The organism is Rhizobium sp. WSM409 (assembly GCF_057653825.1).
On record NZ_CM172794.1, the window covers coordinates 3,538,927 to 3,564,179 of the forward strand.

Sequence of the window (25,253 nt, forward strand, 5' to 3'; positions counted from 1 at the left end):
TTGACGCAATTCCCGGCAAAACCGCTTCGCGCTTTGCCGGGAATTTGCTTTAAAAAACCTGGCGCATGATCACGAACAGCACGAAGGCGATCGCGATCGAGGCCGGCAGCGTCAGCACCCAGGCCATCAGCATGTTACGCACGGTCGACCATTGCAGGCCGGAACCGTTGGCCGCCATAGTGCCGGCAACGCCTGATGACAGCACATGGGTGGTCGAGACCGGCAGGCCGAGATGGTCGGCCGAGGCGATAGTGACCATCGCCACGACTTCGGCTGCCGCGCCCTGACCATAGGTCAGATGCGTCTTGCCGATCTTTTCGCCGACGGTGACGACGATGCGCTTCCAGCCCACCATCGTACCGAGGCCGAGCGCGATCGCGACCGCCACTTTCACCCAGAGCGGGATGAACTTCGTCGCGTTGTCGACCGCCTTGTGGTAGCTCGTCACCGCGCTGAGGTCGCCGGCATCCATCGGCAGCAGCTTCTGCTTGTCGATCAACTTCAGCGCCTCGCCGATCAGATAGATGTCGTTGCGGACGTTGCCGACGAGATTGGTCGGCACCGCTTCGAGCGTCGGGAAGCCGGCGACTTCAGCACTTGTCTGGTGGATATATTGCTGCAGGGCCGGCGTCGTCGTATCCGTCCAGGTCTTGTTCTTGACGGCGTTGCCGACTTCGGCCTTGTAGTCCGCAACCGTAACGCCCGGCTTCACATATTTGCCGAGTGCGGTTTCCACATGGGCTGATGCTGACTTGTAGGCTTCGAGATAGTTGACATCCGGCGTGCGGTTCAGCGCGAAAGCCGTCGGCACCAGGCCGATCAGGATCAGCATGATGAGGCCCATGCCCTTCTGCCCGTCGTTGGAGCCGTGGGCGAAGCTGACGCCGGTGCAGGTGAAGATCAGGATCGCACGGATCCAGGGCGGCGGCGGCTGGTTGCCCTTCGGCTCTGCGTAGAGCGCCTTGTTGCGCACCAGAAGCTTCATGACCAGCAGGAGGACAGCGGAAAGACCGAAGCCGATGAGCGGCGAGATCAAAAGCGACAGGCCGATATTGGTCGCTTGCGACCAGTCGACACCGCTGGTCGCTGTGCCTGCCGGCGCCAGGAACTGGTTGGCAAGGCCGACGCCGATGATCGAGCCGACCAGCGTATGCGAACTCGACGACGGCAGGCCGAGATACCAGGTGCCGAGATTCCAGACGATCGCGGCAATCAGCAGCGCGAAGACCATGGCAAGGCCGGAGCCGGAACCGACCTGCAGGATCAATTCCACCGGCAGCAGCGCCAGAATACCAAAGGCGACGGCGCCGCTCGAGGTCAGCACGCCGAGGAAGTTGAAGAAGCCGGACCAGATAACGGCGAATTCCGCCGGCATGGAACGGGTGTAGATCACCGTGGCGACGGCATTGGCCGTATCATGGAAACCGTTGACGAACTCGAAGCCGAGCGCGATGAGCAGTGCAAGGCCTAGGAGAATCCAGGGAACGGCGACTGCGGTTGTCAGGTCGCGGCCGAGTGCATAAGCGACATATCCAAGGCCGCAGACCAGAACGAGCGCGAACAGCGGCAAGAACCACTTGTTGGCCGAATTCGAACTGTGGAGCGGGTGGGAAGCGTCGCTATGAACCTGGCTGGGGGCAATATCGGCCATGGCATAGTTCCTTATTCCGTTTTGCAAATTTGCCTTTTGTTAATAAATCCGCCGCGTGAAGCTCTCATGACGCCCCGACTGAACCGCCCGTAAGCCACTGATGCTGGGCGATATTGACGGTGATGCGCCTGGTACCGTCGCCTCCATAATAGATGCCGCGTTGCGATCCCAAGCGGCTGACGATGGTTGTCTACGCAATGACAAAAGCGCGCCCCGAGCGAATAAATCCTTCCCGCCTGGACATCCGACGCTAAGTTCGGTCATCTCACACCCGCGCGGAGTCTTGGAAGACATGTCATCGACCGACCTGCTGCTGACCTTCAACACCGGCTCCTCGACCGTTAAGATCGGCATCTTCGCGATAGACGGCCCCAAGGCGCGGCGCATCGGCAAGGGCGTGATCGATTTCCGCGCCGAACCGCTGTCGCTCGGCCTGACGAAAGCATCGCAGATAGTCGAGATGCCGTTGAAGGCCGCGGTGACCGAAGATCTGCACGGCGTCATCGATGAGACCTTCGCGCTTCTCGCCGATCATTTCGACATGACCGCCGCGCGCGCCGCCGGCCACCGCGTCGTCCATGGCGGCGACCGGTTTACCAAAGCGATCGCGCTCGACGCCGCCGCAATCGATGCCATCGATGCGCTGACCCCGCTTGCGCCCTTGCACCAGCCGCGGGCGCTGCGTTTCATCCGCGCCCTCAAGCATCTGAAACCGCATCTTGCCCATATCGCCTCCTTCGATACCGCCTTCCATGCCACGCAGGACGATCTCGTTCGCCGCTTCGCCATTCCCCGCGCGCTGCATGACGAGGGCATCAAGCGCTACGGCTTCCACGGCCTCTCCTACAAATTCATCGCCGGCGAGCTTCGCCGCAAGGCGCCGCACCCGGCAAAGGTGGTCGTCGCCCATCTCGGCAGCGGCGCCAGCCTCTGCGCATTGGATAACGGCGTCAGCCGCGATTGCAGCATGGGCTTTTCGACGCTGGATGGCATCCCGATGGCGACGCGTCCGGGCTGGCTCGATCCCGGCGTCATCCTGCATCTGGCCGGTCAGAGGAAGCAGTCCTTCGAGGAGATCGAAGACCTGCTCTATCATCGCAGCGGCCTGCTCGGCGTCTCCGGCATCACTGCCGATACGCGCGAGCTGTTGAAGGACAGCCGGCCGGAGGCGCGCCAGGCGATCGAGCTATTCACGCTGCGCATTGCCGGCGAAATCGGCCGCATGGCGGCAACGCTTGGTGGCCTTGACGCCATCGTCTTCACCGCCGGCATCGGCGAGCATCAACCGGAGATCCGCGCAGGTGTGACCAAGCGGCTGTCCTGGCTTGGCCTTGCAACCGACGAAAAGGCCAATGCTGCCAATGATTTCACCATCAGCACGCGGGAAAGCCGCATCGCCGCCCATGTCATCGCCACCGATGAGGAACAGACCATCGCCGAGGAGGCGCTGTCCGTTCTTCGCAGTGACTGATCCAGATCAACAGCATTCCGGCATCCGCCGGTAGAATTGACGTTGAAGACGTTCTCGAACGGGAGAAACCCATGGAAAAGCATGTCTCGACCGCTGCCCTTACCGATGCCGAACTCACCCTGATCGACCGCTATTGGCGCGCCGCCAATTATCTCTCCATCGGCCAAATCTATCTGCTGACCAATCCGCTGTTGCGCGAGCCGCTGAAACCAGAGCACATCAAGCCCCGCCTGCTCGGCCATTGGGGCACGACACCCGGCCTCAACTTTATCTATGCACATCTGAACCGTCTCATCCGCGCCCGCGATCTCGACATCATCTATATGTGCGGCCCCGGCCATGGCGGGCCGGGCATGGTCGCCAACACCTATCTCGAAGGCATCTACAGCGAGATCTATCCCGATATTTCCGAGGATGCAGAGGGCATGCGCAAGCTCTTCCGGCAATTCTCCTTCCCCGGCGGCATTCCGAGCCACGCGGCACCCGAGACACCGGGCTCGATCCACGAGGGCGGCGAACTCGGTTACGCCCTCGTCCATGCCTATGGCGCCGCCTTCGACAATCCCGATCTGATCGTTGCCTGCGTCATCGGCGACGGCGAAGCCGAAACCGGGCCACTGGCTGCGAGCTGGCATTCCAACAAGTTTCTGAACCCTGCCCGCGATGGCGCCGTGCTGCCGATCCTGCATCTGAACGGCTACAAGATCGCCAATCCGACCATTCTTGGCCGCGCCAGTCACGAGGATTTGCAGAGCCTCTTTGAAGGCTACGGCTATGAGCCCTTCTTCGTCGAGGGTCACGAGCCACGCGATATGCACCAGCAGATGGCCGCAACCTTCGACAGGGTCTTCGACCGCATTCGCGAAATCCAGGAGGAAGCCCGCAATGGCAAGGCGCCCGATATCTGCCCGCGCTGGCCGATGATCGTGCTACGCAGCCCGAAGGGCTGGACAGGACCGAAGGAAGTCGACGGCAAGAAGGTCGAAGGCTTCTGGCGCGCCCACCAGGTGCCGGTCTCCAACTGCCGCGAGAATGAAGGGCATCGCAAGATCCTCGAGGACTGGATGCGCAGCTATGATCCGAAAGACCTGTTCGGCAGCGACGGCCGGCTGAAACCCGAGCTGCGGGCGCTCGCCCCTGTCGGCGAGCGCCGCATGGGCGCCAATCCGCACGCCAATGGCGGTTTGCTGCGCAAGGAACTCGATGTTCCCGATATCCGCGACTATGCGGTCGATATCGGCAAGCACGGTAGCGCCATGGTGCAGTCGACGGAAATCCTCGGTCACTACTTGCGCGACACGATGAAGCGCAACGCCGATGCCGCCAACTTCCGCATCTTCGGCCCCGACGAGACGGAATCGAACCGCCTCGGCAGCGTCTTCGAAGTCACCGACCGTGTCTGGATGGAGGGTATCGAACCCTACGACGTCCACTTGTCCCGGGATGGACGTGTGATGGAGGTGCTGAGCGAACATCTTTGCCAGGGCTGGCTGGAAGGCTACCTGCTGACTGGCCGGCACGGCCTGTTCTCCTGCTACGAGGCCTTCATCCACATCATCGATTCCATGTTCAACCAGCACGCCAAATGGCTGAAGGTGACGCGGGAACTTGAGTGGAGAAAGCCGATCTCGTCGCTGAATTACCTGCTGACCTCGCATGTCTGGCGTCAGGACCACAACGGCTTCAGCCATCAGGACCCCGGTTTCGTCGACCTCGTCGCCAACAAGAAGGCCGATATCGTCCGCATCTACCTGCCGCCGGATGCCAACACCCTGCTTTGGGTCGGCGACCATTGCCTGCGCACCTATGACCGCATCAATGTCATCGTCGCCGGCAAGCAGCCGGAGCCGCAATGGCTATCGATGGACGAGGCGGTGAAACATTGCGAGGCCGGCATCGGCATCTGGCACTGGGCGAGCAACGAGGACGACACCATCCTGCCTGATCTCGTCATGGCCTGCGCCGGCGACGTGCCGACCATGGAGACGCTTGCTGCCGTCGACCTGCTGCGTAAGGCAATTCCGGAACTGAAGATCCGCGCCGTCAACGTCGTCGATCTCCTCGCACTGCAATCCAGGGATCAGCATCCGCACGGCCTGACCGACGAGGCATTCGATGCGATCTTCACCGCCGACAAGCCAGTCATTTTCGCCTATCACGGCTATCCCTATCTCATCCACCGCCTGACTTATAAACGCACCAACCACCGCAACTTCCACGTCCGCGGCTTCATCGAGGAAGGCACGACGACCACACCCTTCGACATGACCGTCCTCAACGAACTCGACCGCTTCCACCTCGCCATCGAAGCGATCGAGCGCGTGCCGGGCCTGAAGGAAAAAGCAGGAGAAGCGCTCGCCGCCTTCCGTGGCAAGCTTGCGGAACATCACGACTATGTCCGCGAATATGGTGAGGACATGCCGGAGGTACGGAACTGGACATGGCCGATGGCGTGAAGCGAAAACCAAACGGAATCGCACGGAACTGGTCGGCGGAGATCATCCGGCGGAAGCGATGGTCAAGCGAAGTCTAAAGTTGGTGAAAACCCTCGGCGCACTGTTCCTGCAAGACCGCATCGTAGGCTATGTGTCTCGGGCAAGCTTCAAGGCCGTCGACCGAGGAAACGACATGAAAAGTTTCGCTGCCACGCTTACCGCCGCCCGGCTGGAAAAGGCGCTCGCCTTCTACATGACGCCCGAAGCCCAGCGCGATGGCTCAGACGATGCCGTCAAATCAGCTGAGCAACGAGACGCATACGAGACCCGCGCCGGCGAACGCGCCCGTAACACGGAAGACGGCGTCGAAGCCTGGTAAGACGATGCCCTCCGGGCGTCCTCGCGGATGCCTGTCCGCGAACGTGTCGCACCTGGAGTGCCGGAACCCTATGCACGTTCGAGCCGGACTTTTTCCTTCATGCGCCAGACCCGCGGCGTTTCTCCGGTGTATTTAACGAAGAAGCGCGAGAAATAGCCTGGGTCGGCAAAGCCGAGTCGAAATCCGATCTCCTGAACGCTGCCCAGTGTAAAAACCAGTTGGCGTTTCGCCTCTTCGACGAGTTTGCCGGCGATCAATTCATGCGGCGTGTTGCCGGTCATCGTCCGGACGATGCGGGTGAGATGCGTCGGCGAAAGCCCAAGCTCCCTGGCGTAGAAGGACGCGGGTTTGTGTGATCGGAAATGTTGCTGAATGAGCTCGCTCAGCATGTCCATCCGCCGCTCGTTCTCGTTGGGCGGAAGTTCGTGCGCATTCCCCTCATGGGAAATCCTCGCCGTCAGCCGCAGCGCCAGGGCGACATAGGCGGCCAAGGCCTCGTTGCGGCCGCTGCGGCGATTTTCGAATTCGTCGCCCAGCCGCTTCAACGTCTGCATCACATAGACGGCCTCGGCATGATCGGGATCGAGCGGCGTCAGATGCGGCCCCGCCAGCCATTCGCCGAGCTGGCTTCGATCGCCGGGCGGATGGCTGAGATGGGATCTCAACAGGGTGATCACCAGGCCGTCGATATCGCGTGAAAAACGAAAGCCGTGATTGAGCCCGGGCGGCACGGTGATGATCGCCGGCGGAAGGATGGCATGGCTCTTTTCGCCGAAGATCGCATCGCCCGAACCGCTTTCGATGTACAATATCTGAAAGAAACTCTCGTGACGATGCGGGCTAATCTCCCATTGATGCAAACTGCTGCGGGAGCGAATAGTTTCGCAATGCACCCAAAAATCCGGCTCTCGCCCGGTCTTTTCGCCGTAGAGTTCATAGGTAGGGATATGTTTGCTCATGGGGCTCCGTGAGAATTCTCCCGATCCAATGTTCGATTAGTGCAATTTTTAGGTTGGAATGTCCATTGCTGCGGCAAGCGCGGCAAGGCAGAATCTGGCAAAACGCAAAAATGCAGGGAGGAAGCATTTGCGAACTCAGGTCGCCATCATCGGTTCGGGACCATCCGGCCTGCTGCTCGGCCAGCTTCTGACCGAAGCCGGCGTCGACAATGTCATTCTCGATCGTGTGAACAAGGATTACATCCTCAGCCGGGTTCGCGCCGGCGTTCTGGAGGAAGGCACCGTCGGGCTGCTGGATCAGGCCAAATCAGGCGCGAGGCTGCATTCCGAAGGCCTGCCGCATGACGGCTTCTCACTGACCTTCGACGGACGCGACCATCGCATCGACCTTCACGAATTGACCGGCGGCAGGCGTGTCACCGTCTACGGACAGACCGAAGTGACGCGCGATCTCATGGAGCGGCGCGAAGAAAGCGGCTCCCCGTCGATCTACGATGCCGTCGATGTCGCGCCGCATGACTTCGACGGCCATTCTCCTTTCGTCACCTATGTGAAAGACGGCGTTGCCAAGCGCATCGATTGTGACTTCATCGCCGGCTGCGACGGGTTTCACGGCGCCAGCCGCAAGACCGTTCCGGAGCGGGCGATCAGGAGTTTCGAGAAGGTCTATCCCTTCGGCTGGCTGGGGGTCCTTGCCGACGTGGCGCCTGTCAGCCATGAGCTGATCTACGCCAACCATCCAAGGGGCTTTGCGCTTTGTTCGATGCGCTCGGCCACCCGCAGCCGCTACTACATCCAATGTGCGCTCGACGAGAAGATCGGGGACTGGAGCGACGACCGTTTCTGGGACGAGTTGAGACGGCGGCTGCCGACGCATCATGCCGAAGCATTGGCGACCGCGCCGTCCTTCGAGAAATCGATTGCGCCGCTGCGCTCCTTCGTCGCCGAACCGATGCGTTTCGGCCGGCTTTTCCTGGTCGGCGACGCCGCCCATATCGTCCCGCCGACCGGCGCCAAGGGATTGAACCTCGCCGCCAGCGACGTCCATTATCTTTTCTCCGGGCTGATCGAGCATTACCGTGAAGGCTCGAATAGTGGCATCGACGCTTACTCGCAGAAGGCGCTCGCCCGTGTATGGAAAGCCGTGCGGTTTTCCTGGTGGATGACGACGATGATGCATCGTTTTCCGGATACCGGTGATTTCGACCAGAAGATCCAGGAGGCGGAACTCGACTATCTCACCCATTCCCGCGCCGCCTCGACAGCGCTCGCGGAGAATTATGTGGGATTGCCATTCTGAGACGAGGATAGTTCCGCATCCCACACTCATAATCGTTTGGCCATGGATTACGGCATTTATTTCATTTTACATCACCATTTCGCATGACAAGCTAACGCTCAATTTTGAGCGGCTAGCGAATACGGCGCGGGAGTGCGCCAAAAAGGGAGAGAGAGAATGAAGAAGCTATTTCTGGCCGCCGTTGCGGCCGTCGTGCTCAGCGGCACGGCCTATGCAGACACCATCAAGGTCGGCGTCATCGGCCCGTTCTCCGGTCCGTTCGCGCTGCAGGGCAAGAACTTCAAGGCCGGCATCGACGCCTATATGGCGGTCAACGGCAACACGGTCGGCAGCGATACGGTCGAGATCGTCTATCGCGACGTGCCGCAGGCCGACCCCGCCCAATCCAAGGCGCTGGCGCAGGAACTGATCGTCAAGGAAAAGGTCCAGTATCTTGCCGGCTTCTACTTCACGCCCGATGCCATGGCGGTCACGCCGATCCTGAAACAGGGCAATGTGCCGATGGTCATCATGAACGCCGCCACCTCGGCGATCGTCACCAAGAGCCCGCTCGTCGTCCGCACCTCGTTTACCACCTGGCAAACTTCGACGCCGATTGCCAAGGTCGCCTTCGACGCCGGCGTCAAGAAGGTGATTTCCGTCGTCAGCGATTACGGCCCCGGCATCGACGCCGAGAACGCTTTCAAGGCCGGCTTCGAAAAGGCCGGCGGCCAGGTGGTCGAGGCGATCCGCATGCCGCTTGCGACCAACGACTTCAGCCCGATCATGCAGCGCATCATGGATTCCGGAGCGGAGGGCGTGTTCGCCTTCCTGCCCTCCGGTCCGACGACGCTCGGCTTCGTCAAGGCTTACAACGACAATGGCCTGAAGGCTGCCGGCATCAAGTTCTTCGCGCCGGGTGACCTGACGCAGGAATCCGATCTGCCGGCGCTCGGCGATGCCGCACTCGGCATCCAGACGACCTTCCACTATGCCGTGTCGCACGATTCTCCTGAGAACAAGGCTTTCGTCGAGGCGGCGACCAAAGCGATCGGCAACAAGGCCGAACTTTCCTTCCCCTCAGTCAGCGCCTATGACGGCATGTATGTCATCTACAAGATGATCGAGGCGACGGGCGGCAAACAGGATGCTGAGAAGGCCGTCGATGCGGTCAAGGGCCTTGCCTGGACGAGCCCGCGCGGCCCGGTTTCGATCGATCCGGAAAGCCGTCACATCACGCAGAACATCTATCTGCGCGAAGTGACGAAAGCCGATGACGGGACCTACATCAACAAGGAGATCCAGACTTTCGAGAAGCAGGGCGATCCGGGCCTGGCGGCCGTCAAGTAACATCGAGTGTCAAGACAGGTGACGGGCTTGGCCTGCGATCAGGCCGAGCCCGTCGCTTGGAAGCAAGGTATTTCCATGCAGACAGTCTTCAGCATAGCCGTCGACGCTCTTGCCTATGGCATGGTGCTGTTCGTGATCTCGATTGGCCTTTCGGTGACCATGGGGCTGATGCGTGTCGTCAACCTCGCCCATGGCGCTTTCGCGATGATCGGCGGCTATATCGCCTCCTATGTCGCCCGCGACCTTGGCCTTGGTTATGCCGCGGCGGTCATCGCCGCCGTTGTCATCACCATCATCGTCGCCATTCCGATCGAGCGTTTTCTCTACCGCCGGATCTATGGCGCGCCGGAACTGACCCAGGTGCTGATGACCATCGGCATCACCTTCTGCGTCATCGGCATCGCCAATTATGTCATGGGGCCGACGCTGAAGACCATACCGCTTGCCGGTGCACTGCAGGGGTCAGCCGATCTCGGCTTCCGCACCATTCCCGTTCACCGGCTTTTCGTCATCCTCTGCGGCTTGGTCGTGGCGCTCGCCCTCTGGTTTGCGATCGACAGGACCAGCTTCGGCGTCAAGCTGCGCGCCTCCGTCGATGATGCGGCAATGGCTGCGGCACTCGGTGTGCGCACCGAGATCATCTATGCGGTGAGCTTTGCCGTTGCCGTCGGGCTTGCCGCCTTCGGTGGCGTGGTCGGCGCCGAACTCCTGCCCGTCGAACCCTATTACGCGCTGCGCTACATGGTGACCTTCCTGGTCGTCGTCTCCGTCGGCGGCGCGGGCTCCATTCCAGGTGCACTGATCGCCTGTCTGCTGCTGGGCGCGATCGATACCACAGGACGGTATCTGATGCCTGAATTCGGCGAATTCTTCTTCTATCTCGCCGTGATCGCAATCATCTGCGTCTTCCCGCGCGGCCTTGCCGGAAGGGCGAAATAAGATGGCGCTTGTCATGAACAACGAAAACGAAGGTTTCCAACATCGGCGCGGGTTTATCGGCCGCGATCTTATCGGAATAGCGGTCATCTTAGCCGTTGCCGCGATCGGCTATTTCGCCTTCCCCGATAATCTCGCACTTTTGACCCGGATGATCACGATCGCGCTGCTCGTCCTGTCTCTCGATCTCGTGACCGGTTATTGCGGCGTCGCAACGCTCGGCCATGCAGCACTTTTCGGCTCCGGCGCCTATGCCGCCGGGATCCTGTCGGCGCATTACGGCATCAATGACCCGCTGTTGATGATGCTGGCCGGCATTGCCGGTGGCGCGGTTGCCGGGTTGCTCTGCGGCGCCATCATCCTGCGTGCGCATGGACTGCCGCAGCTGGTGCTGTCGATTGCGCTGATCAACCTCTTCCATGAATTCGCCAACAAGGCCTCGTCATGGACAGGCGGCAGCGACGGACTTTCCGGCATCGCGCCGGACCCGGTCTTCGGTCTCTTCGAATTCGATCTCTACGGTCACACCGCCTTCTTCTTCGGAATGGCGCTGCTGCTGATCGTCTTCGTGCTGCTGAGGGTCCTGGTTCGCTCGCCCTTCGGCATGCTCTGCCGCGCCATCAAGCAGGACCCGCTGCGCATCCGCGCCATGGGCGCCTCGCCGAAGGCAGCTCTCATCAGGATGTACGCGATCTCCGGCGCCGTTGCCGGTGTCGGCGGCGCCTTGAACGCGATTTCGACACAGGTCGTCGGCCTCGACAGCCTGTCTTTCACGCAGTCGGCCGAAGCGCTGGTCATGCTAGTGCTCGGCGGCACCGGTTCTCTCTTCGGAGCACTTTCCGGCACTCTCATCTTCATGCTCTTCGAGGACTATGTCTCCGCCGCCAATCCCTTCCATTGGCTGACCATGGTCGGCGCGCTGCTGATCGCCGTCGTGCTCTTTGCGCCGAAAGGTCTCTATGGCACGGCCGCAGCCTTCGTTGGCCGCCGCAGGGAGCAGCGCTGATGAGCCCGGTCTTCGAAGTCGCCAATCTCAAGAAAGCCTTCGGCGGCCTGGCCGTCACCAATAATGTCTCGCTCACGATGTCGCCTGGCGATCGCATCGCGCTGATCGGCCCGAACGGCGCCGGCAAGACCACCTTCGTCAACCTCGTGACCGGCAATCTATCGCCCGATTCCGGCGAGGTTCGTCTCGGCGGCGAGGTGGTGACGAAGGTCGATGCGATCGGCAGGGTCAGACGCGGCCTTGTCCGCTCCTTTCAGGTGACGCGGCTCTTCCAGGACATGACGCCGGCCGAACATGTGGGACTTGCCGTCCTTCAGCGCGATGGAAAGACCGGGCACATGTTCGGCAATTTCCTGCGCATGCCCGATGTCATGGCCGAGGTCGATGATCTCCTTGGAAAACTCGGACTGGCTTTCCTGATGCATCGCAAGGTCAGCGAAATCGCCTATGGCCAGCAGCGACTTCTCGAGATCGCCGTGGCGCTGGCGCTGAAGCCGAAAGTGCTGTTGCTCGACGAGCCGGCAGCCGGCGTGCCGCAGAGCGATACCGGCCGCATCGAGCAGGCGCTCGCCGATCTGCCCGCCGATCTCGCTGTGCTGATGATCGAACACGACATGGATCTCGTCTTCCGTTTTGCCAAACGCGTCATCGTGCTTGCATCAGGCACGATCATCTTCGATGGCCTGCCGGAAGACGTCACCAAGGATGCGCGCGTGCGCGAGGCCTATCTCGGGAGCTATGCCAATGCCAGCCCTGTCGCTTGAGGTCGAGAATCTGTCGGCCGGATATGGGCCGACGAGAGTGCTCGAAGGCATTTCCTTCTCCGTGCCGGCAGGCGCCCGGCTTGCCGTGCTCGGCCGCAATGGCATGGGCAAGACCACGCTGCTCGCGACGCTTGCCGGGCAGACCAGGCGATACGAGGGCAGCATCCGCCTCGGCGATTCGGATGTCACGACGGCACCGAGCGCTGCACGCGCGCATAAAGGCCTCGGATATGTGCCGCAGGCACGCTGCGTCTTCCCGACGCTGACGGTCGAAGAAAATCTCTTCGTCGGCTTGAAGGCGCGACCGAAGACGGCGCTGGAGGAAGCCTATTCGATGTTCCCGCGCCTGAAGGAGCGCCGCCGCAACCTCAGCAGCCAGCTTTCCGGCGGCGAGCAGCAGATGCTCTCCACGGCTCGCACCATTCTCGGTCGCCCCTCCGTCCTGCTGCTCGACGAACCGCTGGAGGGCCTGGCACCCGTTATCTGCGAGGAACTGATGGCGGCCTTCACCGACCTCGCCAAGACGGGAGACATGACCATCCTGCTGGTCGAGCAGCGCATCCAGAGCGCGCTCGATTTCGCCGATCAAGTCGTCATTCTCGAACGCGGCAGACTGGCCTGGACCGGAACGCCGGAAAATCTCACCAGGGATCACGAGGCTGTCGAAAGCCTGCTCGGGGTCGGCGGCCTGCATTGATGGGATGGTCGGCAGAAGCTCAGGCTCTGCTGATCGGTCCCATTCCGTCTTCAAGGTTGCTCTTGGCGCGCCGAGCAATTCATGCAGTATATCGTCATGACGACGTCATGATTGAGCGGTCATTATTATCATGCCCGAAAGTTTTCCGCTGGCCGAATTGATGGATCGCCTGAAAAGGCGAGAAACACCATGATCGATGAAGCGGCAGCAACGTAAGACCAGACGCAAATCCTGGTTCATAAACAGGATCGACGTCCGAGCCGCTTTCTTTACTTGAATGCTTGAGGTGTACCCGATCGAAATCTGTTGGATTGACGGGCGGAATTGCTCTACCGCTGCATCAATTTCGGTTGCCAGATACCCGATAGGGTTGCATAGTCGAATTGAACATCACACGGGAGGTAGAAATGGCAAACCACAAGCCGGTCGCAGGTGACGTATACTTGCCTGTTTTCGATATCAACGACCCGATTAGCGGTGACATCCTCGAAAATACCAGTTCCACCGATATCGACGGAGATGCAGTACGCCTCAATTTCGTGAATGGACAGCGCATTCCGCAACCGGCCAATGGATCCCCGGCCACAAGCACGACGATCGAAGGAGAGTATGGTACGCTCACCGTTTACTCCGACGGCAGCTACACCTACGCGCTCGATCACTCCAACCCGGTGGTCGCAGCGCTCGGACCGGGAGATGAGCTGGTCGAAAAATTCACCTTCAAGATATCAGACGGCAAAGGCGCCACCGACGTCGGCGCGTTCAGTATCGCAATAGATCTGCCGGAACGCGACGATGTGTTCGCCAACTTCGAGGATGTTGGCCAAAGTGACTTCCCAACTGGTTACAAAGGCTTCGATTGGGGCGCCTGGTACGATGGTGACGACGCTTCTGTGCGGGAGGAAGCGGATGGCAACCACTATCTGGGAGGAGGCGTGTTCTGGACACCCATCCAAGCCGCCGATGGCGGCAACTTTCAGATCGAGCAATTCAGTGTCGCAAACGGCACATCGGACTATGACAACGTTCTGACGATCGAAGGTAAGCTGGACGGCGATACCGTATTCTTGGTCACGGTCAACGTCACCGCCGACAGCATTCATGACCCGCAAGTGATCGATCTCAGCGCCTACGGCGAAATCGACTCTCTCGTGCTCGACACCGAACCCGTCATCAACGAAACGAGCGGCCCGGATTATTACGGCGCGCAATACGACAACTTTCATTTCATCGTTTGATGGATGGGGAAAGGGCGCCGCATCACCGAAATCTGTGCGCCTTCACCGACTGCGCTCTGCGGCGCCTATCTGGGTACCAATTTCTTGCGATAGCTGACGGGCCTGGATCTTGCTAGCATTGGATCGTGCGAGGAGGCACGGTTATGCTGGGATGGAGGAAATGATGCAGCCAGTCGGGATGAGGTTAGCGGCGGTCATGTTCTCGCTCGCCGTATGGGCTATTATTATCGCTGTCGCATCCCACCTTTGGGCGACGAAGATGCCTCTGTTGCTCCTGACGCTCTACAGATAGGCCTGTCCTCGGCGTTGGCGGAAATGCCGCAGATCAGGGACGAACTGGTTTTGTCCCCTCGCCGCGACGTTTGGCGCTGCCACCAATGTGCTATCACGGTCGTCGGGACCAGCTCAAAATCGAGCCGGAAAAATCGCCAATTCTGCAATGAGAAGATGGTAGCGGAGGAGGGATTTGAACCCCCGACACAAGGATTATGATTCCTCTGCTCTGACCTACTGAGCTACTCCGCCACTGGTCAACGATACCCGCTCGCGAAGCGATGCCGGTTCGTGGGATGAGCGGCTTATAAGGTGCGCTTCGGCTTTGTGTCAAGCGCATGAATCGAGAAAAACGGTGGGCTTTGCCGGCCGTCGTTACCTATGGGTTTCAGGCGGCGACGGGGCTGGCCAAAAGGGCCTTCAGGCAGGCTTCCGCCGAAGGTTCACGCTCGGAGCGTTCGATGAAACCGCCGCCGAAGACGCGGGCGTTGTCGCCGGGCGCCGAATAAAGCGCGCAGGCCTGGCCGGGCGCGATACCCGCCTCGCCGACCGTCAGGTCGACATAGGTGCCTATTGCATCAATATGCAGGACGGCGGGCGCCGGCGCCCGTGTCGAGCGGACCTTGGCGTAGCAGGCAAAGCCCTTGCCGGCGGCGGCTTCCGCAAGCGTCTCGTCGCCCAGCCAGTTGACATCACGCAGGTAGACGCGGTGCGTTTCCAGCGCCTCTTTCGGCCCGACGATGACGCGGCGCGAGCGGGCGTCGAGAAAGACGACGTAGAGCGGCTCGCCGGTGGCGATGCCGATGCCGCGACGCTGGCCAATCGTAAAGTGCAGGATGCCTTCATGGCTACCGAGCACGCGGCCATCGAGATGGACGATCTCACCGGCAAGCGCCGCATTCGGCTTCAGCTTGGTGATGACGTCGGAATATTTGCCCTGCGGCACGAAGCAGATGTCCTGGCTGTCGGCCTTCTTGGCAACGACGAGGCCCATCTCTTCGGCGAGCCTGCGGGTCTCGGCCTTCGGCAGACCGCCCAGAGGAAAGCGGAGATAATCGATCTGTTCCTGTGTCGTGGCAAAGAGGAAATAGCTCTGGTCGCGGTCGGCATCGGCCGGGCGAAAAAGCGCGCGGCGGCCGGGATTGTCCGGCGAAGGATTCCGTCCCGAGCGGATATAGTGGCCGGTCGCCAGCGCATCGGCGCCAAGCTCCTTGGCGGTCGCCAGAAGATCGGCGAATTTGACGGTCTGGTTGCAGGAAACGCAAGGGATCGGCGTTTCGCCCGCCACATAGCTTTCGGCGAAGGGGTTGATCACCGTCTCGCGGAAACGCTTTTCGTAATCGAGCACGTAATGCGGGATGCCGAGCGTTTCACAGACGCGGCGCGCATCGTCGATATCCTGGCCGGCGCAGCAGGAGCCGGCACGGTGAACGGCGGCGCCATGATCGTAAAGCTGCAGCGTAATGCCGAGCACATCATAACCCTGCTGTTTGAGAAGGCCGGCGACGACGGATGAATCGACGCCGCCCGACATGGCGACGACGACGCGGGTCTCTTCCGGCTTCTTGTCAAAATCCAGTGTGTTCAACGATGGTGCCAATTCTGCGCGGTCACGATCCGCCCTTGCGCTGCAATTGCGGCGGATTGCTGATCTCCGGCGGGATCGGCCGCCGTCTCTCGATGAGGCACCGATATAGAAAGGATTGCCCTTGGGCGCAAGGGGCAGCATTCAGGCAGCAATATTTCGCATTCCCGCGTGAAGAGAAGGCGCAGCCGAGGCCGCGCCCTCGAGCGGGGGTGCGGCTCAGGTGCCGATCAGCTTGTTGCAGGCGAATGCAATGCCCGGATTGGCGATGATGGCGGTTACGAGCGCCAGTCCGATCATCGAGAATGAAAAGCGTTTCATAAAACATCCTCCTTTCCAGCCCACGACAATTATGCGGCTTCGCCCGCCTTTCTCAAAATGACGAATGCTTGATGGCATCCGGCGGCATGCCTTTCCTCGGACGCCACTCCCAGCTGTCGCTTAAGCGCTTCTATCTGCGAGACGAAGCGGCCTTCAGCGCACGGCCGTCGATCAGCGCCTCCGCCTCGTGCTGCGGCATCGGCCGGCCGAGCAGATAACCCTGCACCTCACTGAAGCCCTCCGCGCGCAGCTTCTGCAACTGCTCTTCCGTCTCGATCCCTTCGGCCAGCGTCGTCGCGTTAAAGCCGGAGCCGATGCCGACGACGGCGCGCACGATGGCGAGATTGCCGGCATCAGTCTCGATGCCCGAAACGAAACTGCGGTCGAGCTTGATCTTGTCGAAGGGGAAGGACCTGAGATAACTCAGCGACGAATAACCGGTGCCGAAATCATCGATGGCGATGCGGACGCCGAGCGCCTTCAATGCGCGGAGCCGCGGCAAGCTTTGGTCGGCATCAGTCAAGAATACGGACTCGGTGATTTCGATTTCAAGGCGGTCGGCAGTGAGACCCGTCTCGTCGAGCGCCGCGACCACTGTCGAAAGCAGGCTCGCATGCCGAAACTGGCTGACGGAGAGATTGACGGCGATCCTCAGATGCACGGGCCAGCCGCCCGCCGCGCGGCAGGCTTCCCGGATCACCCAGTCGCCGATCGGCACGATAAGGCCGGTTTCCTCGGCGAGCGGAATGAATTCCATCGGCGCCACCAGCCCGCGCTCGGGATGGCGCCAGCGGATCAACGCCTCGAAGCCGCCGATGCCGTCATTGTCGAGCTGCACGATCGGCTGATAGTGCAGCTCGAACTGGCGCTTCTCCAGCGCTTCCCACAGCTCGGCGGTCATGACGTGCCGGCGTTGGGCGGCAAGCCGCATCTCCGTCTCGTAGAAACGGTAAATCGAGCGTCCGCTCTCCTTGGCGGCATAGAGCGCCAGATCCGCATGCCGCATCAGCACATCCGCGTCGCCGGCATGGTCGGGCGCCAAGGCAATGCCGACGCTACAGGTGACATGCTCCCGGGCACCGTCGAGATCGAAGGCATGGCTAAGAGTTTGCAGCAGCCGCTGCGCAAAACGCCCTGCCCGCTCCGGTTCGTCGAGCTCCAGTACGACGGCGAATTCGTCGCCGCCGAGGCGGGCGACGAGATCACCCTCCCCCGCCAGCTGAAGCAGCCGCTCCGACACCTGACAAAGCAGCGCGTCGCCGGCGGCATGTCCCTTGCTGTCGTTGATATGCTTGAAGTGATCGACGTCGATATAGAGCAGCGCGATCGCGCTGTCGGCGGTCGCTTCGACCGCCCGCTGGTTGATATGTTCGGAAAATGCCGCCCGGTTCGGCAGGCCGGTGAGCGGATCACGCGTGGCGAGATGGGCAAGCTTTGCCTCGACGGCGCGCTCCTCCGTCACGTCCTGCGAGATGCCGAGCAGATAACGCGGCGCATGGCCCTCCGGCGTCGGCAGGGCGCGTTTGACGGTGCGCAGGATGCGCGGCACGCCATCGGCGCGCTGCATCGTCTCCTCGAAGCTGATCGCCGCATTGGCTTCGAAGGCCCGGCGGTCCTGCTCGCGAAAGGCGTCTGTCTGACTGGGGGGAAACAGCGACCGATCGGTTCGGCCGACCACGTGTTCCGCCCTCATGCCGACGATGTCGCCGCAGGCCTCGTTGAAGAGAACGTAAAGCCCGTCCGCTTCCATGTCCTTGACGAAGACGCCGACCGGCAGGTTGTCGACGATGCTGTCGAGAAGCGAGCGCGTATCGCTCATCTGGCGTCTGGCGGCGTTGACCTCGCTGCGATCCTGCACGATCGCCAGGATTGCGGCCCGGCCCTCGAAACGCACTTCTCGGCCATAGGTCAGCACTTCGAAGGTCTCGCCGCTTGCCTTGAGGTGAACCCAGCGTTCCGCCTTTTCCATGTCGGTACGGCCGCTGACGGCGTCACTCATCCGTTCCCGCTCATGCTCAGGGCGGATATCCAGAACCGTCATGCGCCGGTACTCGTCCGCGCCATAGCCGTAAAGTGCTGCCGCCGCTTCGTTGACGATGAGAAAGCGCAGCGATACCGGATCATAGACCCACATCGGCGACGGATGCGTTGCAAACAATGACCGGAAGTCGTCATTCGGTGCTTCGGTCTGCTCGGTCTTCTGCAAGGGGGCCATGGAAATTCGCGTGCGGTTGATGCCGATGACAGGGATATACTGGGAAAAGTTGAATAAAATCAGAATCATACTCAGGGTTAAACTTTAGGCTTTCGCCTTCAGAATGTGCAAAAGCGGCGGTTTGCCATCGCGATCTCGGTCCTCGATAAAATATTTGAGGCACCATGGAACAATTCGCTCGATCGTACGTTCTTGGGCATCGAAGTCGCAATCGAATTGCTGAGGAGGGTTTCATGGGCAGGTTCGGCACGACGACGGATTACAGCAGGATCAGACACTGGATCGAGGAGCGCGGCGGCCATCCCGCCCGGATCAAGAACGCACCGGACAGCGAAACCGTCCGCGTCGATTTTTCCTCTGAAACGCAGGAAGAGATTTCCTGGGACGAATTCTTCCAGGGTCTCGACGGCAGCAGGCTCGCCTTCCTTCACCGCACGAAGGCTGAAGACGATGTCGCCCGTTTCGGCAAAATCCTCCGCCGGAAACGACGGCACCATTAAATTCATTGGTTCCTGACACGGAAAAAACCCGGCGCCGTTTCCCGCGCCGGGTTTTTCGTTCTTCCTTGATCGAGATCCAGAGAAGGAAACTCAGTCGATATTGAAGGTCAGCGGCTTTGCCTGGCGAACCGCCTGGTGGGCGGTCAACTCAGCAAGCACGGCGTCATCAACCTTACCATCGACATAGAGCAGCGCGATGGCGTCGCCGCCCTGCTTGTCACGGCCGAGCTGGAAGTTGGCGATGTTGACGCCGGCAGCACCAAGCGTCGTGCCGATGAAGCCGATCATGCCGGGAACATCGGTATTGGTGATGTAGATCATGTGCGAGCCGACATCGGCATCAAGGTTGATACCCTTGATCTGGATGAAGCGCGGCTTGCCGTCCGAAAACACCGTGCCGGCGACCGAGCGTGTCATGCTTTCGGTGGTCACCGTCAGCTTGATATAGCCGTCGAAGACGCCTGTCTTGTCGCGCTTGACCTCGGAAAGCACGATGCCCTTTTCCTTGATCATGATCGGCGCCGAAACCATGTTGACGTCGGCGACCTGCGGGCGGATGAGGCCGGCGAGCGCGGCGCTCGTCAGCGCCCGGGTGTTCATGTTGGCGGTGATGCCGTCATAGAGGATTTCGATTTCCTTGATCGGCTCTTCGGTGACTTGGCCGACGAAGGCGCCGAGAACGTCGGCAAGACGGATGAAGGGCTTCAGGATCGGCGCTTCCTCAGCCGTGATCGACGGCATGTTGATGGCGTTGGAAACCGCACCATTGACGAGGTAATCCGCCATCTGTTCGGCCACCTGCAAAGCGACGTTCTCCTGCGCCTCGGTCGTCGAGGCGCCGAGATGCGGCGTGCAGACGACGTTCGGCAGGCCGAAGAGCGGGCTTTCCTTGGCGGGCTCGACCTCGAACACGTCGAAGGCGGCACCCGCGACATGGCCGGACTTGATCGCTTCGGCAAGCGCTGCCTCATCGACCAGGCCGCCGCGGGCGCAGTTGATGATGCGCACGCCGGGCTTGGTCTTTGCCAGCGCTTCCTTGTTGAGGATGCCCCGCGTCTTGTCGGTCATCGGCACATGCAGCGTGATGAAGTCGGCGCGGGCGAAAAGCTCTTCCAGCTCGACCTTGGTGACGCCCATCTCCTCGGCGCGCTCCTTGGAGAGGAACGGATCGTAGGCGACGACGTGCATCTTCAGGCCGATGGCGCGGGCGCAGACGATCGAGCCGATATTGCCGGCGCCGATGACGCCGAGCGTCTTGCCCGTGATCTCGACACCCATGAACTTCGACTTCTCCCACTTGCCGGCCTGCGTCGAGGTATCGGCTGCCGGTAGCTGGCGGGCGACGGCGAACATCAGCGCGATCGCGTGTTCGGCCGTAGTGATCGAGTTGCCGAAGGGCGTGTTCATGACGATGATGCCGCGGCGCGAGGCGGCCGGGATATCGACATTGTCGACGCCTATGCCGGCACGGCCGACGACCTTGAGGTTCGTCGCCCCCTCGATGATCTTTTCCGTCACCTTGGTGGCGGAGCGGATGGCCAGGCCATCATACTTGCCGATGACTTCGAGCAGACGGTCTTTGTCCTTGCCGAGCTGCGGTTCGAAATCGACTTCGACGCCGCGGTCGCGAAAAATCTGGACGGCGGTTTCCGACAATTCGTCGGATACGAGAACGCGAGGTGCCATGAGGGCCTCCTTCAAAAGTGTTCAGCGATGAATAAAATCGGGAATGCTGGGCTCCGCCCTGTGGCGGAGCCGGATGCGATCGCCTCAGGCAGCAGCCTGGGTCAACTGCGCCTTCTGCGTTTCGAAGGCCCAGGAAAGCCAGGGCATCAGCTTCTGCATGTCGGATGCCTCGATCGTGGCGCCGGCCCAGATGCGCAGGCCGGATGGCGCGTCGCGGTAATGGCCGACGTCATAGGCGACACCTTCCTTTTCCAGCAGGCCGACCAGACCCTTGGCGAAATTCGCCTGGCCGTCGTCGTCAAGCGCTGCGATGTCCTTGTCGACGATCTTCAGGCAGACGGAGGTGTTGGAGGCCGTCTCCGCCTTGACGGCGAGATTGGCGATCCAGTCGTTTGCCGCAACGAAATCGTGGATGACCTTGGCATTGGCATCGGCACGCGCGATCAGCCCCTTGAGGCCGCCGAGTTGCTTGGCCCAGACAAGCGCATCGATATAGTCTTCGACGCAGAGCATCGACGGCGTGTTGATCGTCTCGCCCTGGAAGATGCCTTCCGTCAGCTTGCCGCCCGAGGTCATGCGGAAGATCTTCGGCAGCGGCCAGGCCGGGGTGTAGGTGACCAGACGCTCGACGGCGCGCGGCGAAAGAATGATGACACCGTGGGCACCCTCGCCGCCCAGAACCTTCTGCCAGGAGAAGGTGACGACGTCGAGCTTGGCGAAATCGAGTTCCTGTGCGAAAGCGGCCGAGGTGGCGTCGCAGATCGTCAGGCCCTTGCGGTTATCAGGGATGAAATCGGCGTTCGGCACGCGCACGCCCGAGGTGGTGCCGTTCCAGGTGAAGACGACATCACGGTCGAAATCGACGGCGGAGAGATCGGGAAGCTCGCCGTAACCGGCTTCGAGCTTGCGCACATCCTTGAGCTTCAGCTGCTTGACGACATCGGTGACCCAGCCGGCGCCGAAGCTTTCCCAGGCGAGCATATCGACGCCGCGTTCGCCGAGCAGCGACCAGAGCGCCATTTCGACGGCGCCGGTGTCGGATGCCGGAACGATGCCGATTCGGTAATCCGCCGGCACTTCGAGAATTTCACGGGTAAGGTCGATGGCCTGCTTGAGCTTGGCCTTGCCGACCTTCGCGCGGTGCGAACGGCCAAGGGCCGCGTCGGAAAGGGCTTCGAGCGACCAACCGGGGCGCTTCGAGCAGGGGCCAGAAGAAAAATGGGTATTGTGCGGACGGATGTCCGGCTTTGCGGTCTTCGCCATGATGCTATCCTCTCAGATAGAAAGCCCTTCGTTGGGGAAGGGTGTCCCGCCGCCGTGTGTATGGATCCGGCGCGTCATAGTCAAGATCGAAGTGTCGCGGGGGGAACATATTTTGACGCAGGGCGGTAGGGCCGCAATACGAAAAGCCGCCCTGTGGAGGGCGGCTTCTGATGTAAGTGAGATCGGACTTACTTGTAGATCGGCTGCTGCAGCGGGATTTCCGGCGGCGGTTCGTAGCTCGCCTGGGCGCAGCCGCCGAAGAGATAGCGGGCGCCGACTCGGGCTTCGTGGGCGGTGAGACCCTTGTCGCGGCCCGGGCCGCCATTTTCGGCATAGCCGAACATGTTGCCGCCATCGATATGCAGGTAGCGGTAGCCGACATCGGCCTTGATGTTGCAGGTCACGTCGATTGAGGCGCCGGCCATCAGGGCGTAAGTGAAGCGCCAGTTGCCCTTGCCGCCATGGGTGACCTGGTCGTCGCAGAAGCTGCCGTCATCGGCGCAGGCGACGTTGCGCAGGTTCTTCCACTTGACGTAGGAACCGCCGATACCGGCGCCGACATAAGGCGTGACGTAGCCGTAGGTGCCGAGATCGACATAGGCGTTGGCGAGCAGCGTATAGGCGGTCAGCGAGGAGCGGTCGCTCGAGGTGCAATCCACCAGCGGGAAGCCGCACTGCCCGACTGTCGAGCCCTTGAAATCCGCCTGGGTAAGATAGTCGAAGGTCAGATCGGTGCGCAGATAGCTGTTGATCTGATAACCGACACCGCCGCCGACTGTCCATGCGTCGTCCAGGTCGGCGTCGTCGAAATCGACTTCCGTGGCGTTGCTGCCCTGGAAATAGCGGGCGCCGCGCAGATCGGTGAAGGCATAGCCGACATCGCCGCGCAGGTACCAGCCGGTCGCTTCGGTGACCGTCACCTCAGGCGGCTGCTCCGGGATAGGCTCGGCAGGGGCGAGGTCCGCGGAATAGGCGTTTGTCGCGATCAACAATGCGGCGAAGATGCCGGACAAGCTTCTTTTCATGGATCCCACTCCAAAATCTCGTTGCGTCGGCAGGCTCAATCGCCGCCAATCTGGTACGCTTCGTATGGATAATGAATTGGAAACGTTAAAAGCTGCTTAACTATAAATAGGAAGAAACGTTAAGAGAGAGATTGGCGGCAAGTTCCTCGATATAGTGAAGCTCGGCCAAAGGCTGGCAGCCCCGGAATTGCCGAAGACCGCCAGCCGCAACGCCAACAACCCCGCCCCGTCAAATCGCCAAGTCGGTTTCCTTCGCCATCAAGTCGGTCGGCTTCACTCGGCGAATCCTGCCGTTACTTCCATTGCGTCGCGTTTTCGGCGGCGCAGCCGTACGGTGGCAAGGAAGTGCCAAAGGTCGTTTTGAGCTTGGCGCAGCCCCAGGCATTGATCGGGCCTGGCATGGCATTGTTGAGCGTGATGCCGACTTCATCGTAAGGGCTGTCGGTATTCGTAATGTAGCGATACCAGCGGAAACCGGTAAAGACGACGGATGCGAGAGCGATCGTCAGCAGCAGGCGCACCAATTTTTTCATGATATTTCCTTTGAATGCAAACGCCGCCGTGTAGCATCCGCGTGTGGAGGTTGACAGCGCTGTCACCGAGGCATCGGCAAATTTCCGTGGATGCCGTCTCAGTGCTCACTGCGCGCCGAGATGCTGCGGCTGCCGAGGCTCGCTCCCTACCGGAAGCCAAGCTGGCAAGTCACTGACCTCTTGTCTTCGAAACGGCGGAAACGGTTCCGGCGGGAAGTCGATCCGGAGTGGATCTTCTAACCGAAGGCGCCAATAACGAAAAGCCGGCACTTGCGTACCGGCTTTTGACGTTTCGTCCCGAAAAAATCAGGCGGCGGTCCGGACGTTCGAGATCGTGCCGATCAGTTCGTTGACGATGCGCTCGATCTGGGCTCGGTCGTCACCCTCGGCCATGACGCGGATCAGCGGCTCGGTGCCCGAGGGGCGGATGACGAGGCGGCCGTTCCTGGCGAGTTCAGCTTCGGCGTCGGCGATCGCCTTCTGCACCTGGATATCCTCCAGCGGCTTTCCACCGCTGATGCGGACATTGCGCAGCAGCTGCGGCACCGGCTCGAAGCGGCGGCAGACCTCGCTGACAGTTCTTCCGGTGCGCTTGACCGCGGCCAGGATCTGCAGCGCCGCGACAAGACCGTCGCCGGTCGTGCCGTAATCCGAAAGCACGATGTGGCCGGACTGCTCGCCGCCGACATTGTAGTTGTGCTGGCGCATATGCTCGACGACGTAGCGGTCACCGACCTTAGTCCGGGCAAGGCCGAGACCCTTGTCATCGAGGAAACGCTCGAGGCCGAGATTGGACATGACGGTCGCAACGATACCATTGCCGCGCAGCTGCTGGCTCTCGGCCCAGCTCTCGGCGATGACGGCCATCAGCTGGTCGCCGTCGACGATCGAGCCGTTCTCGTCGACGATGATGACGCGGTCCGCATCGCCATCGAGGGCGATGCCGATATCGGCGCGCACCTCGTCGACCTTCTTCTGCAACGCGACGGGGCTGGTGGAACCGCAATTGAGATTGATGTTGGTGCCGTTCGGCTCGTTGCCGATGGTGACGACCTCGGCGCCGAGCTCCCAGAGCACGGCCGGTGCCACCTTGTAGGCAGCCCCATTGGCGCAATCGATGGCGATCCTCAGGCCCTGCAGCGTCACGTCGCGCGGCAGCGTGCGCTTGGCATGTTCTATATAGCGGTCATGCACGCCGTCGACGCGCTTGGCGCGGCCGATATCGTCGGATTTGGCAAGCTGCGCGTTCAGGTCCTTTTCGAGCAGATCCTCGATCTCGGCCTCGATGTCGTCTGAAAGCTTGTAGCCGTCAGGGCCGAAGAGCTTGATGCCGTTATCCTCGTAAGGATTGTGCGAAGCGGAGATCATCACGCCGAGATCGGCACGCAGCGAGCGTGTCAGCATGGCAACAGCTGGTGTCGGGATCGGGCCGAGAATAAAGGCATCGAGGCCTGCGGCCGTGAAGCCGGCGACCATGGCGTTCTCCAGCATATAGCCGGAAAGGCGCGTATCCTTGCCGATGACGACGCGGTGGCGGTGGTTGCCGCGGCGGAAGATCGTGCCGGCGGCAATGCCGACCCGCATGGCGAGATCCGGCGTCATCGGGAAGACGTTGGATTGGCCGCGAATGCCGTCCGTACCGAAATAGCGTCTTTTCATCTGCACTCCTGTGCTTTCCGCGCGCCAT

At 61.1% G+C, this 25,253-nt stretch carries 20 protein-coding genes and 1 tRNA gene; 11 read left to right on the forward strand and 10 right to left on the reverse strand.

The window, feature by feature from the left end; translation table 11 throughout:
- Positions 1 to 49: 49 nt before the first annotated feature.
- Positions 50 to 1,651, reverse strand: a complete 1,602-nt coding sequence (locus AC25BC_RS17575) for an inorganic phosphate transporter (RefSeq protein ID WP_128438523.1) — start codon at positions 1,649 to 1,651, stop codon at positions 50 to 52.
- A 292-nt stretch (positions 1,652 to 1,943) separates the two neighbouring features.
- Between AC25BC_RS17575 and AC25BC_RS17580 the strand changes: the two genes are divergently transcribed.
- The 3 genes from AC25BC_RS17580 to AC25BC_RS17590 all read left to right on the forward strand — a co-directional run bounded on the left by AC25BC_RS17580 (position 1,944) and on the right by AC25BC_RS17590 (position 5,936).
- Positions 1,944 to 3,122: an acetate/propionate family kinase gene (locus AC25BC_RS17580; RefSeq protein ID WP_012758827.1), complete on the forward strand. Its 1,179-nt coding sequence runs from the start codon at positions 1,944 to 1,946 to the stop codon at positions 3,120 to 3,122.
- A 71-nt stretch (positions 3,123 to 3,193) separates the two neighbouring features.
- Positions 3,194 to 5,578, forward strand: a complete 2,385-nt coding sequence (locus tag AC25BC_RS17585) for a phosphoketolase family protein (RefSeq protein ID WP_012758828.1) — start codon at positions 3,194 to 3,196, stop codon at positions 5,576 to 5,578.
- Between the two features lie 58 nt (positions 5,579 to 5,636).
- A complete protein-coding gene (locus AC25BC_RS17590; RefSeq protein ID WP_012758829.1) occupies positions 5,637 to 5,936 on the forward strand; it encodes a hypothetical protein in 300 nt (99 codons plus the stop codon).
- A gap of 68 nt (positions 5,937 to 6,004) precedes the next feature.
- Here the strand turns inward: AC25BC_RS17590 and AC25BC_RS17595 are convergent, their stop codons facing one another.
- Positions 6,005 to 6,895, reverse strand: coding sequence for a helix-turn-helix domain-containing protein (locus AC25BC_RS17595; protein ID WP_012758830.1), 891 nt, complete (start codon positions 6,893 to 6,895; stop codon positions 6,005 to 6,007).
- A gap of 127 nt (positions 6,896 to 7,022) precedes the next feature.
- Here AC25BC_RS17595 and pobA point away from each other — a divergent pair, with 127 nt between their 5' ends.
- The 7 genes from pobA to AC25BC_RS17630 all read left to right on the forward strand — a co-directional run bounded on the left by pobA (position 7,023) and on the right by AC25BC_RS17630 (position 14,165).
- Positions 7,023 to 8,195: a 4-hydroxybenzoate 3-monooxygenase gene (gene pobA / locus AC25BC_RS17600; protein WP_012758831.1), complete on the forward strand. Its 1,173-nt coding sequence runs from the start codon at positions 7,023 to 7,025 to the stop codon at positions 8,193 to 8,195.
- A gap of 156 nt (positions 8,196 to 8,351) precedes the next feature.
- Positions 8,352 to 9,524, forward strand: a complete 1,173-nt coding sequence (locus AC25BC_RS17605) for an ABC transporter substrate-binding protein (protein ID WP_012758832.1) — start codon at positions 8,352 to 8,354, stop codon at positions 9,522 to 9,524.
- Positions 9,525 to 9,599: 75 nt separating this feature from the next.
- Entirely contained in the window at positions 9,600 to 10,463 is an 864-nt protein-coding gene (locus tag AC25BC_RS17610; RefSeq protein WP_012758833.1) for a branched-chain amino acid ABC transporter permease, read from the forward strand.
- A 1-nt stretch (position 10,464) separates the two neighbouring features.
- Positions 10,465 to 11,466, forward strand: a complete 1,002-nt coding sequence (locus tag AC25BC_RS17615; RefSeq protein WP_012758834.1) for a branched-chain amino acid ABC transporter permease — start codon at positions 10,465 to 10,467, stop codon at positions 11,464 to 11,466.
- Entirely contained in the window at positions 11,466 to 12,230 is a 765-nt protein-coding gene (locus AC25BC_RS17620; RefSeq protein WP_012758835.1) for an ABC transporter ATP-binding protein, read from the forward strand. Before AC25BC_RS17615 ends, AC25BC_RS17620 begins: the two co-directional genes overlap by 1 nt.
- Positions 12,211 to 12,927, forward strand: coding sequence for an ABC transporter ATP-binding protein (locus AC25BC_RS17625; RefSeq protein ID WP_012758836.1), 717 nt, complete (start codon positions 12,211 to 12,213; stop codon positions 12,925 to 12,927). Before AC25BC_RS17620 ends, AC25BC_RS17625 begins: the two co-directional genes overlap by 20 nt.
- Positions 12,928 to 13,334: 407 nt before the next feature.
- Positions 13,335 to 14,165: a VCBS domain-containing protein gene (locus AC25BC_RS17630; RefSeq protein ID WP_012758837.1), complete on the forward strand. Its 831-nt coding sequence runs from the start codon at positions 13,335 to 13,337 to the stop codon at positions 14,163 to 14,165.
- A gap of 448 nt (positions 14,166 to 14,613) precedes the next feature.
- Here the strand turns inward: AC25BC_RS17630 and AC25BC_RS17635 are convergent.
- From AC25BC_RS17635 to AC25BC_RS17645, 3 genes are all read right to left on the reverse strand, one after another.
- Positions 14,614 to 14,690: transfer RNA gene (locus AC25BC_RS17635), tRNA-Met, on the reverse strand.
- A gap of 136 nt (positions 14,691 to 14,826) precedes the next feature.
- Positions 14,827 to 16,026 carry a tRNA 2-thiouridine(34) synthase MnmA gene (mnmA, locus tag AC25BC_RS17640; protein ID WP_041935691.1) on the reverse strand — a complete coding sequence of 400 codons (1,200 nt, stop codon included), beginning with the start codon at positions 16,024 to 16,026 and terminating at the stop codon, positions 14,827 to 14,829.
- Between the two features lie 448 nt (positions 16,027 to 16,474).
- Complete coding sequence (locus tag AC25BC_RS17645) at positions 16,475 to 18,628, reverse strand: putative bifunctional diguanylate cyclase/phosphodiesterase (RefSeq protein ID WP_012758841.1); 2,154 nt, start codon at positions 18,626 to 18,628, stop codon at positions 16,475 to 16,477.
- 164 nt (positions 18,629 to 18,792) lie between these two features.
- Between AC25BC_RS17645 and AC25BC_RS17650 the strand changes: the two genes are divergently transcribed.
- On the forward strand, positions 18,793 to 19,059 hold the full coding sequence (locus AC25BC_RS17650) for a hypothetical protein (RefSeq protein ID WP_011653392.1): 267 nt from the start codon (positions 18,793 to 18,795) through the stop codon (positions 19,057 to 19,059).
- 90 nt (positions 19,060 to 19,149) lie between these two features.
- Here AC25BC_RS17650 and serA read toward each other — a convergent pair whose 3' ends face one another.
- The 5 genes from serA to glmM form a co-directional block, all read right to left on the reverse strand.
- Positions 19,150 to 20,745 (reverse strand): phosphoglycerate dehydrogenase, encoded by a 1,596-nt coding sequence (gene serA / locus AC25BC_RS17655; RefSeq protein WP_012758842.1) that lies wholly within the window; start codon positions 20,743 to 20,745, stop codon positions 19,150 to 19,152.
- An 84-nt stretch (positions 20,746 to 20,829) separates the two neighbouring features.
- Positions 20,830 to 22,008, reverse strand: coding sequence for a phosphoserine transaminase (locus AC25BC_RS17660; RefSeq protein WP_012758843.1), 1,179 nt, complete (start codon positions 22,006 to 22,008; stop codon positions 20,830 to 20,832).
- 188 nt (positions 22,009 to 22,196) lie between these two features.
- Positions 22,197 to 23,033, reverse strand: coding sequence for an outer membrane protein (locus AC25BC_RS17665; RefSeq protein ID WP_012758844.1), 837 nt, complete (start codon positions 23,031 to 23,033; stop codon positions 22,197 to 22,199).
- 293 nt (positions 23,034 to 23,326) lie between these two features.
- Entirely contained in the window at positions 23,327 to 23,566 is a 240-nt protein-coding gene (locus tag AC25BC_RS17670) for a hypothetical protein (RefSeq protein WP_012758845.1), read from the reverse strand.
- A gap of 306 nt (positions 23,567 to 23,872) precedes the next feature.
- Positions 23,873 to 25,225, reverse strand: a complete 1,353-nt coding sequence (gene glmM, locus AC25BC_RS17675; protein ID WP_003542705.1) for a phosphoglucosamine mutase — start codon at positions 25,223 to 25,225, stop codon at positions 23,873 to 23,875.
- Between the last annotated feature and the right edge of the window lie 28 nt (positions 25,226 to 25,253).